Source organism: Priestia sp. KCTC 13724 (genome assembly GCF_056820425.1).
Window position 1 is genome coordinate 1 of the sequence record NZ_JBXDLD010000106.1, and the last position, 10,133, is coordinate 10,133.

General features: G+C 36.0%; 9 protein-coding genes and 1 pseudogene. 6 read left to right on the forward strand and 4 right to left on the reverse strand.

Features of this window, described 5'->3' with window-relative positions:
- Nucleotides 1-297 precede the first annotated feature (297 nt).
- The gene (locus AC1UFB_RS14600) at nt 298-858 is read left to right on the forward strand and encodes a GNAT family N-acetyltransferase (protein ID WP_062686664.1); all 561 of its coding nucleotides are present in this window, start codon (nt 298-300) and stop codon (nt 856-858) included.
- Between the two features lie 172 nt (nt 859-1,030).
- Entirely contained in the window at nt 1,031-1,864 is an 834-nt protein-coding gene (locus AC1UFB_RS14605; protein WP_076512436.1) for an LCP family protein, read from the forward strand.
- A gap of 28 nt (nt 1,865-1,892) precedes the next feature.
- Here the strand turns inward: AC1UFB_RS14605 and AC1UFB_RS14610 are convergent, their stop codons facing one another.
- Complete coding sequence (locus AC1UFB_RS14610; protein WP_025909964.1) at nt 1,893-2,168, reverse strand: hypothetical protein; 276 nt, start codon at nt 2,166-2,168, stop codon at nt 1,893-1,895.
- 164 nt (nt 2,169-2,332) lie between these two features.
- On the opposite strand from AC1UFB_RS14610, the gene AC1UFB_RS14615 reads away from it, so the two are divergent.
- Nucleotides 2,333-2,770, forward strand: coding sequence for a hypothetical protein (locus AC1UFB_RS14615; RefSeq protein ID WP_062686666.1), 438 nt, complete (start codon nt 2,333-2,335; stop codon nt 2,768-2,770).
- A gap of 140 nt (nt 2,771-2,910) precedes the next feature.
- Nucleotides 2,911-3,276 (forward strand): DUF7674 family protein, encoded by a 366-nt coding sequence (locus AC1UFB_RS14620; protein ID WP_025909966.1) that lies wholly within the window; start codon nt 2,911-2,913, stop codon nt 3,274-3,276.
- A 38-nt stretch (nt 3,277-3,314) separates the two neighbouring features.
- Here the strand turns inward: AC1UFB_RS14620 and AC1UFB_RS14625 are convergent, their stop codons facing one another.
- On the reverse strand, nt 3,315-3,605 hold the full coding sequence (locus AC1UFB_RS14625) for a DUF3817 domain-containing protein (RefSeq protein WP_100347165.1): 291 nt from the start codon (nt 3,603-3,605) through the stop codon (nt 3,315-3,317).
- 266 nt (nt 3,606-3,871) lie between these two features.
- Here AC1UFB_RS14625 and AC1UFB_RS14630 point away from each other — a divergent pair, with 266 nt between their 5' ends.
- Together AC1UFB_RS14630 and AC1UFB_RS14635 are read left to right on the forward strand one after the other, a co-directional pair.
- A complete protein-coding gene (locus AC1UFB_RS14630; protein WP_100347166.1) occupies nt 3,872-4,432 on the forward strand; it encodes a TetR/AcrR family transcriptional regulator in 561 nt (186 codons plus the stop codon).
- A gap of 83 nt (nt 4,433-4,515) precedes the next feature.
- On the forward strand, nt 4,516-7,554 hold the full coding sequence (locus tag AC1UFB_RS14635; protein ID WP_482589428.1) for an efflux RND transporter permease subunit: 3,039 nt from the start codon (nt 4,516-4,518) through the stop codon (nt 7,552-7,554).
- Between the two features lie 608 nt (nt 7,555-8,162).
- Here AC1UFB_RS14635 and AC1UFB_RS14640 read toward each other — a convergent pair.
- Nucleotides 8,163-9,206, reverse strand: a pseudogene (locus AC1UFB_RS14640) (alkene reductase); the annotation flags it as partial.
- A gap of 362 nt (nt 9,207-9,568) precedes the next feature.
- Nucleotides 9,569-9,826 carry a GlsB/YeaQ/YmgE family stress response membrane protein gene (locus AC1UFB_RS14645; RefSeq protein ID WP_061785287.1) on the reverse strand — a complete coding sequence of 86 codons (258 nt, stop codon included), beginning with the start codon at nt 9,824-9,826 and terminating at the stop codon, nt 9,569-9,571.
- Between the last annotated feature and the right edge of the window lie 307 nt (nt 9,827-10,133).

The following is a 10,133-nucleotide window of genomic DNA, read 5'->3' on the forward strand; positions in this document are numbered from 1 at the left end:
CCATGCTTATTGTCCTTTATTTTGGATTTGGATGGTTTAGTACCGCCCAACCATTATAAAGGCTTTTTTTATGCAAAGATAAAATTACTGAAAATTTAGATTTTTATAAAGCGCTGAATTATTTTAATGCGACACTAGTGATGCAAAGTATATCAAACCTTTCTAAAGTGGATAATAATTATCCACTTCGTTTTATTTGAGAATACCAAATAAATTTTTCGGATTATTTGACAGTTAATTCAAACAACTGTAATATATTTAGAAAAATCAAATATTTTACGATGGGGTGGGAATGCGATGATTGAATTAAGACCGTTCACAAAAAAAGATATAAAAGAACTCATTGAATGGATTCCCTCAGAAGCCTTTATGATTCAGTGGAGTGGCTCCACGTTTGCATATCCACTTACGCCTCGCCAGCTCAAAGAATATATCCGCTATGCCAATTATGAAGGAGCCCATACGTATGCTTTCTCCGTTTTTCATCAACAAACCGGCCAGCTAGTTGGTCATATTTCTCTTGCTCATATTGATTATCACCATAAGACGGGCAGAATTGGTCGAGTATTGCTCAAAGAAGAGGAAAGAGGAAAAGGATACTGTGGTGATATGTTTGACCATGTTTTATCATTCGGTTTTGATGTGTTAGGACTTCATCGTATTTCCCTGGGCGTATTTGACTTCAATGAAGCTGCTATTAAGTCATACGAGCGTATTGGGTTTTTACGTGAAGGGATGATGCGAGATGTAAAGCACGTGAACGGACAGTATTGGAGCTTAATTGAAATGAGCATGATTGATTATGAGTGGAAACAAAGAGAAGAAAGTTCTGCGGAAGCAATAAAACATATTCAGTAAAATGAAACCGGATTGAAAAACTCAATCCGGTTTTTTGCGTCAAACCCTTTTGTCATTTTATTTTCGCGCTTCTAATTATACTTAGCAGGTATAAATCTTTGAAAAAAAAGGCATATAGGAAGTAAATAAGCTAATAAAAGCAGCGGAGGGACAGAAGGGAGAGACATAAGTTATGAAGTTCAAGTACACGTTACTTTCCGTACTCATATTTCTTGGTTGCGTCTTAACTGGGGTCTTATATGTTTTTAGTGAAAAAAAAGTTGAGGCAAAGGAATTTAACATGCTCGTAATGGGTGTAGATGAACGAGAAGAAGATACGGGACGTTCAGACGTACTAATGGTTGTTCATTTTAATTCAGAAAATGGACATTTGAAAATGATGCCTATCCCTCGAGATACGCGTGTGAAAATTAAAGGACAAGCAGAAATGGAAAAGATTAATCATGCCTATAAGTACGGTGGAATTAAACTAACAGTCGACACTGTCGAACAATTCTTAAATATGCCAATTGATTACTATGTCAAAGTAAACATGGAAGGATTTAAAGCGGTCGTGGATGAGATAGGTGGTGTAACGGTTGATAATCCGTTTCCATTCACATTTGCATCTTATTTATTTCCGCAGGGTGAAACAAACTTAAACGGTGAAAAAGCTTTAGCTTATGTAAGGATGAGACATGAGGATCCTAAAGGAGACATTGGTCGTAATGAAAGACAAAAACAAGTAGTAGAAGCGCTCTTAGACAAAGGAATGAGTATGTCAACGGTAGCTAATCTTCCCAATCTCTTAAATATTACAAAGCAATACGTTGATACAAACGTAACGATTAAAGACGCGTTAGCTGTATATAACGTAATGGAAAAAGGCAAACCAACGTTTGAAACAGTACATGTAGAAGGAGAAACGCAAATAGTAGACGGAACATGGTACTATATTGTAAAAGACCAGGAGAAGGAGCATATAAAAGCCATGCTATATGGAGATAATCCATCGGAAGAACACTGAAAAAGCGCGCAGCCTGCGCGCTTTTTGTTTAATTCATTTCTTGTTCGCCAATTTCTTCTTGACGTTGCAAACAAGAAATCTGCTTTTTTTCTGGGTGAATATTAAAGGTATATCCCCACGTTTGAATCTTTTCAAGGATAATTTCCTCTTTTTTAAAGCCAAAAATGAGTACGATATCTTGATTTTCATCTAATAGTAAATATTTTTCATCTTTTCTCCACATTGTTAGGTTAGCTGCATAAAAGAAATTCCAACCATTATTCATACGATGACCTGTTGCTTGATTTTTATAGTTTAAAATCATAATAATTTCCTCCAATAGACAAACTTTCTAGTAAAATAGTTCATTTCTCATTATAAACAGTTCTTTCTTATAAATCTATAAGACGAATGAAGCATAAAATGATAAAATGTTTACGTTAGATTTTCTAGCAATATACCGTCTTTTTATTAGAAAGGAGATTTGTAATGAGCATATGGTATTTTATCATCGGAGCACTAATTGCCGTTATCGGAATGATGTTTATTTATCAGTCAACCATTTATACAATTGAAGGTAAGCTACAGGAAGACAAAACAGATAATGAGATTTATCAAGATCTTGTTCGTATTCAGACTATGTTTTTTATTAAACACGCGGTAGTAGAAATTGTTCCGTTAATTTTAATCGTATTAGCATTTATGAACCCAGAACCTGCTTCAAGCATGAGTCCATTAATTATTGTGGCTGTCGTTTGGATTGGAGCGATGCTTCGCATTTATCAAACTCACCAACAGGTGGCAAACAGGATAGAAAAACAGCAGTTCCGAGGGTTTCTAACAAAATTTATGATGATAGAGATTGGTTTGATCAGTGCCTTTCCAATTATAGCAATTGTCGGTGCACTTACGCTTAGTGTAGGGTAATACATAAAAGCGTCTATATTAGTAACCTCTCTTGATGAATTACAAACAGTATGATTCAATCTTCACGTTTAAGTATAATAACAATGGGTAAATAAGAAGTATATTACTATATTTAGATTACAAATAAGGTAGGGAAACATATGATTACAAAGGGCGAAGTTATTCCATTGTTAACTGATGCAAGTCCATCATTTCAATATGATGAAGAGGTGAATACAACAACAATAGAAGGTTTGCAGCAAGAGCTGAAGCGCTTTGCTTCTCACTTAATTTCATTAGAATTTAATAATCAATTAGCCCATGAATCTGAGATATTTGAAACCATTGAACGATTATATACAGAAGGTGAAGCTGAAGTAAAAGAAAGCATAACGATAGGCTTGTTTGAGACTATGTATGAAATGCTTTCTGAACAACACATAACATCTGAAGAAATAGGAAGGCTTTTAAAACCACATTCCTTTAAATGGTGGAAAACCATTGAACAGTTTAACAAGCTTTCCTAATAATAAATAAATCACGCCAGTTTCTTGGCGTGATTTATTTATTGCTCATGTTTTAATTGCTTGTCTAAATAGAACGTTCCAAAAGGAATAAAAGATAAAATAAACGCATAGATGCCCCATAAAATTGTTTTTCTATGCTCAAATTTTACGTGCACAGCAGCAAGTATGTATAATACGAACAGAGCACCATGGGCAGCTCCAACGACGGATACAACCTCAGGAATACCAGCTAAATATTTTAAAGGCATAGCAATGAATAGTAAAAGTAGATATGAAATGCCTTCTAAAATACTTAACAAACGTAAGCGGCCAATCGATGATCTTAACATCTTGGTTCATCCTCCAAATGTATGATTTTTTTAACTGTCGTGAAAAATGTACCATGTAGATGCAACCGTTACAAGCATCAATGGTCGCTGTCACAAAAGATTCAAAAGATAATTAAAAAAGAGCACACTATGAGTTGACAAGGTATAACGTTATCTTTTATGAGTATATATAGTAAATGATGAAACTGTACATTTATTTACGTTCAGTCTCGATACGTTAATCCTGTTTTACACGTGTAATAAGAGGCAGGAAAGGGTTTGGAAATATGACAAAAGGAATAGAACAAAAGGAAAATATCCTTGATGCAGCGTTTGTTGTATTTGGAGCAAATGGTTATCATGATGCTAAAATGATTGATATTGCTAAAAAAGCGGGTGTGTCGAAAGGAACACTTTACCTTTACTTTCCTTCAAAAGAAAGCTTATATATTGCGGTTAATGATCGCTCTTTTCTTTACTTCATTGCTAACGCAAAGCGAGAAACCAATCGCTGTGAAACATTTAGGCAAAAGCTTTATTCAATTGCAAGACATCACCTGTACTTTTTTTATAACACAAGAAAGTACCCAGATTCGTTTTGGCAAGCTCCCCATCAAATGTCTGGAATGATGGAGCGTTTGCATCGTTTTTTTGATGATTATCATTCCCTAGTATCAGACTTGATGAAAGAAGAGGGACTTGAAGATACAGCTTTACATTCAAAAGCGTTTTGTAGCATGCTAAATGGGTATAGAATGGATATTGTATCTAACAAAAATGTGTCAGAAAAAGAAATTGAACGTTATGCAACGTTTACAGTTGACCTTTTCCTAGAAGGTTGCTATTGATTTCTTTTTTTAAAAACTGACCCGCTGGTACTCACTACATTACACATGTAAAATGCGACTAATAAAATATACGGGGGCTATTTATGAATTTCTTGACAAAGTTTAGCTTAAAGAATGCAGTAGCAGTATTCATTTTATCGTTTCTGCTTATCATAGCTGGATTATTCTCATTTTCAAGGTTGAAAATTGACTTATTACCTAATATTGAATTTCCACAGCTATCGATTGAAGCTGTATATCCTGGGGCTTCTCCTAGTGATGTAAACGAACAAGTAACATCGAAGTTAGAAGAGCAGTTAAAAGGTCTTGAAGGCGTTAAAAGCGTTCAAAGTGTTTCTTACGAGAACGTGGGGATTATTAATTTAAAATTTCCGTTCAATACGGATTTAGATGAAGTTGAACAACAAATTGACACTATAACAAAAGATTTAGATTTACCAGAATCATCGACGGTTGATGTGAATCGCTTTTCATTTGGTACTTTCCCGATTATGAACATTTCTTTATTTGCTGAAGGTGATGCAGAAGTTGAAAAGCTTTTAGACAGGGAAATTATCCCAGAATTAAATAAAATTGAAGGGATTAACTCTGTATCTGTTGGTGGCGTAAAGGATGATTTTTTACAAATTACGTTGGATAAAGAAAAAGCAGTGGCAGCTGGTCTGACGCTTGAACAAATCAAAGAGCAAATTAACCAAAAGTCCGTATCGTTTCCAGCAGGAACTGTAAACGGTGAAGAACTCCAAATTCCTGTTCGAGTTGAAGAGAAACTAGATACAATTGATGCATTAAAAGAAGTTGAGCTAAAATCTACAGTTAATCCCGAAGCTCCACCAGTTTCACTTGGTGATATTGCAACGATTGAAGAAGTGAGTGAGCAAGGAGAATACACGCGCTATAATCAACAAGAGGCGCTAACAATGGCTATTACAAAGAAACAGGATGCAAATACGGTTCAAGTTGCCAATGATGCATTAGAAGTGTTGAAAAAATATGATGATGATATTAACTATGCTATTGGATTTGATTCAGCAGAAGGAATTGAAAAGTCAGTTGAAACGTTAGTAAAAGAAGGATTGCTTGGGGCGTTGTTCGCTTCAATTGCAGTACTAATCTTCCTGCGCAACTTCCGTGCTACCATTATTTCAATTATCTCGATTCCACTTTCACTTCTTGTCTCAGCTATTTTCTTAAATGGACTGGATATTTCATTAAATATCATGACACTAGGTGGAATGGCAGTAGCAGTTGGGCGCGTTGTGGATGATAGTATCGTAGTTATTGAAAATATCTTTAGACGTGTTCGAAAATCAGAAGAAGGCATTTCTGATGAATTAGTTGAATCTTCAACAAAAGAGATATTAAAAGCCATTACATCATCGACTATTACAACTGTTGTTGTATTTTTACCAATCGGTTTTGTCGGTGGAATTACTGGTGAGTTCTTCTTACCATTTGCTCTAACAGTAGTATTTTCATTATTAGCATCTCTTCTTGTTGCGGTTACAATCGTCCCGATTTTAGCAAAATTTGCGTTTAAGAAGGTACCAGCAGAAGAGAAAGAGGGTAAAATTCAGCGTGGATATGCAAAAGCGATTGCATGGTCACTAAACCATAAGATTAAAATTTTAATTCTATCTTTCTTACTATTATTTGGTTCATTTGCTCTTGTTCCATCGCTTGGCTTCACATTCATTCCAAACGAAGAACAAAGGCTTCTACAGGCAAATGTTCAGCTACCTTCGTCTACTTCTTTAGAACGTACAAATGAAGTGTCGTTAAAAGTGGAGGAGCTATTTGCAAACGAAGATGAAGTAAAAGAGGTAACAACAGAAGTCGGTTCACGCGACTTTGCAACTGGCGTAAAGCGACCAAATCAGATCGGTTATTTCTTAAATCTGAAAGATGGCGTAGATGTAGATGCGTATATTGATGAACTTCAAAGTAAGATGGAAGAAATTGTAGGAGAAGAGTCTCCAAAAGCAACACTAAGCGTATCTGAAGCTTCAACAGGTGGACCACCAACTAATAACAACGTAACGGTAGATTTATTCTCATCTGACTTAGATGACTTACAAACGGCGGCAAAAGAAGTAGAAAATTATTTAAATACGTATGATAACTTAAAGTACGTAAAAAATAATTTCTCTGATAAACAAAAGCAGCTTGTGGTTGAAGTTAATCAAGATAAAGCATCTGAGTATGGTGTATCTGGATTCCAGCTTGTGGGAACCATTACCGATCAAACAAAACCTGTATCAGTAGGTGACCTAACGTTAGATGGAACAAATCGTGCAGTTCAGCTTTCTTATGATGAAGATATTAGTTCAACAAAAGCAATTGAAGATCTGCAAATCTTTACACAAAGAGGACCAGTAGCAGTAAAAGATATTGCTAATGTAAGCGAAATTGATACATTTACATCCATTCAAAAATTAGATGGAAAAGTGTTTGCTCGCGTTGAAGCGGATATTAAAGACGAAAATATTCAAAAAGTGACGCAAGACGTAGTAGAGGGTGTAGAGAAGCTTAATTTACCAAAAGGGGTAAGTCTTGAAGGTGGAGGCGGTAGTGATGAAACCGTAGAAATCTTCCAATCTTTAGGATTGGCTATTTTAACAGCCATTGGTCTTGTTTACTTGACGATGCTCATTACGTTTGGTAAAGCTCGTATACCATTTATTATTTTATCGTCGTTAATCTTTGTTCCAATTGGTTCACTAATTGGCTTAGTAATCGCAAAAGAGCCTCTATCTGTTAGCGTAATGATTGGTTTCCTAATGTTAATTGGAATTGTAACGACAAACGCTATTGTATTAGTAGACCGAATTACCCAAAATAGAGAACAAAAAGGTATGACAATTCGCGAATCGCTTATTGAAGCTGGTAAAACGCGCTTACGTCCAATCCTAATGACAGCCTTTGCAACAATTGCAGCGCTGATCCCGCTTGCTTTGACAACATCAAGTGGAACATTGATCTCTAAAGGTCTAGCAATAACGGTTATTGGTGGTCTAACATCTTCTACTTTATTAACCTTAATTATCATTCCAGTTGTATATGAATTATTCTTTGCTAAGCAGGTTCGTAAAGAAAGAGAACTGGGAAAAGGTGAGAAATAAGAACTATTTTCTATAAGAGGAAAATAAGACCATTTATTATATGCTATAATAAAGGTACGTTTTATTTAACCCCTTATATTATATAGATGAAGCCAGGACCCTTTAAGCCGAGGGGATCTCTGGCTTCGTTTTTTTATTGCTTTTTGTTAGAGATGGTTTACACTTAAAAAGTATCCATGAAGAAATACAGTATTGATATGCGAGGTGAAGGGGAATGGGCACTGATGACCCCAATTTGTACAGAGCTATAAATAGAGGCAACATAAGGTGTTCCATGTCTCTTTTCACACGTAACGAAAAGCTACTTTTGATGCCTCACTTTTAAAATGAGGTGAATGAATATGATTAAAGCATATCTTTATTATTGAAGCTCACGCTTTGAATCTTGCTCTTTTTCAGCGCTGTTATTTTTTTACTTCAAACTCTTTAGGAGAGCTAGTAAATAACCCTGTAAATAGCAAGATGGGAAATACTACTGCTAAAAAGGTGCTTATAGCTCTAAAATCTTATAGTAGAGTCATTCAATATGTTTTTCAACAACAAGAGAGAATAGAAAAGGGAGGAGTCTAACAAAAAAAGAGCGGCTATAGGCCGCTCTTTTACGATTATTAAATTAGTTTTGGTAAGTGTGTCGCAGCATCGTACTCTACAAGAGGCTCACCTTGTTGAATACGATGTAAATAGTCAGGGTTTGAGATAAGTGGGCGTCCAATAGCGGCTACGTCAATCCAGCCAGCTTCTAGAGCACGTTCTGCAGATTCTGGTGTTAAATCACCAACTCCGATAATAGGGCCGCTCCAGTAGTTTCGAACAATTTCATAAAGGTTCTTACCGTCTTTTACATCTTCGTAAAAGTTAAGCATTGAAGGATGAATTATTTTCACGCCAACTTCTTTAAATGCTTCAACATAGGTTTGAATTGCTTTTTCAGCATCATCCCATCTGTATTCAGGCGCATCGACCTTATGCGGAGAAAAACGAATTATAACACGTTCTGCACCAATTGCATTAATCACGGCAGAAATGACTTCTTTCATGAATGTTAATCGTTGTTTTAAATCTCCACCGTATTCATCTGTGCGCTTGTTTGAAAACTCAGAGTTAAACTGATCAATTAAGTAGCCGTGTGCACCGTGAATTTCAACACCGTCAAATCCAGCTTCAAGGGCATTTTTAGCAGCTTGAGCATATTGAGCAACAACTTCTTTAATATCTGCTTTTGTCATTTCTTCTGGTATTTCATAAGGTTTACGGAAGCGAGGAACTTGACCAGCTGCAGCGATGGCAGAAGGAGCTTGAGGCTGTTGGCCTTTAATTAATTCATGGTGACTTAAACGCCCTACATGCCAAATTTGCGCAATAATTGTACCACCTTCGTCGTGAACGGCATTGGTTACTTCTTTCCAAGCTTCAATTTGCTCTTGCGTATAGATTCCTGGAACACCTGGATTTCCTTTAGCGCGATCACTAATGACAACACCTTCTGAGATAATGAGGCCGATGCCGTCTTTAGCGCGACGACGATAGTACTCAGCAATTTCTGTATTTACAACACCTGTTTCATCATCTGCAAAGCAACGTGTCATTGGAGCCATTGCAGTTTTTGTTTTCAATTGTAGACCTTCTAATTGTGTTTGTTCAAATAGCTTAGAATAGCGAGTCATTATTCGTTCATCTCCTTCAAAACCAGTCTTTGTATGCAATCCTTTTAAGTAAGGATAGACTCAGTGTAACAAGAAGGGTATTTTTGATTCAAATATTTTGACTCACGAAAAAGAGTTTGGGACATAACAAAATGATTGCTTCTAAAAGACGAACACTAGCTGTTCCCATCTCTTTGATTTGTCTCCACACGTTCGTTCCATTGCGCTACGGTCGTCCTACGCTCCATTCCACCCTGTTTCCAACATTGTTTTCACAATCAACAAAAAACCTGAACGATTAAAAGTGAGAAACTCTCAATCGTTCAGGTTTATCATTGGCCGAATTACTTATGTCCCAGCCTCTTTCAATGTTAAGCGTGGTTTCTACGCATTTTTCTCATAACGAAACTTACGATTAATACTAAAATGATTGAACCAATAATGGCAGGTACAATGGCGAATCCGCCCATCTCAGGACCCCAGTTTCCAAAAATAAGTCCACCTAACCAAGCTCCGATAAAACCAGCGATAATGTTACCGATAATCCCTCCTGGGACACCTTTTCCAGTAATGATACCAGCTAACCAACCAATAAGTCCACCTACAATAAGCATCCAAATAAATGACATAATAACAACCTCCTGATAGTGTATTTGAATCTTATATCTTTTTGATACCCGCGAATGAACCAAGTTATGCATGTTTTGACCAAAAATAAAAGATAGTGTGAAATTAATCAAAATAAAGAGTAAATTGAAGGAAACAGGGAATATAGATAAGTTTAAGGTGAATAAATAGGGAGGTTTATACTATTTGTCCATAAATACACTAGTTTCAGTTGTTGGCCTTATATTTATATGATAAGGTTCACTAGTGTTGCATAAATGTTGACGCAATTTTCAGTTTAATGTTTTTTCCTGTTTAGAGCCAAAAAAG

Bases quoted from the DNA above. Each gene is read 5' to 3' on its own strand.
- AC1UFB_RS14600 (WP_062686664.1), top strand. From the start codon at position 298: ATGATTGAATTAAGACCGTTCACAAAAAAAGATATAAAAGAACTCATT.
- AC1UFB_RS14605 (WP_076512436.1), top strand. From the start codon at position 1,031: ATGAAGTTCAAGTACACGTTACTTTCCGTACTCATATTTCTTGGTTGC.
- AC1UFB_RS14610 (WP_025909964.1), bottom strand. From the start codon at position 2,168: ATGATTTTAAACTATAAAAATCAAGCAACAGGTCATCGTATGAATAAT.
- AC1UFB_RS14615 (WP_062686666.1), top strand. From the start codon at position 2,333: ATGAGCATATGGTATTTTATCATCGGAGCACTAATTGCCGTTATCGGA.
- AC1UFB_RS14620 (WP_025909966.1), top strand. From the start codon at position 2,911: ATGATTACAAAGGGCGAAGTTATTCCATTGTTAACTGATGCAAGTCCA.
- AC1UFB_RS14625 (WP_100347165.1), bottom strand. From the start codon at position 3,605: ATGTTAAGATCATCGATTGGCCGCTTACGTTTGTTAAGTATTTTAGAA.
- AC1UFB_RS14630 (WP_100347166.1), top strand. From the start codon at position 3,872: ATGACAAAAGGAATAGAACAAAAGGAAAATATCCTTGATGCAGCGTTT.
- AC1UFB_RS14635 (WP_482589428.1), top strand. From the start codon at position 4,516: ATGAATTTCTTGACAAAGTTTAGCTTAAAGAATGCAGTAGCAGTATTC.
- AC1UFB_RS14645 (WP_061785287.1), bottom strand. From the start codon at position 9,826: ATGTCATTTATTTGGATGCTTATTGTAGGTGGACTTATTGGTTGGTTA.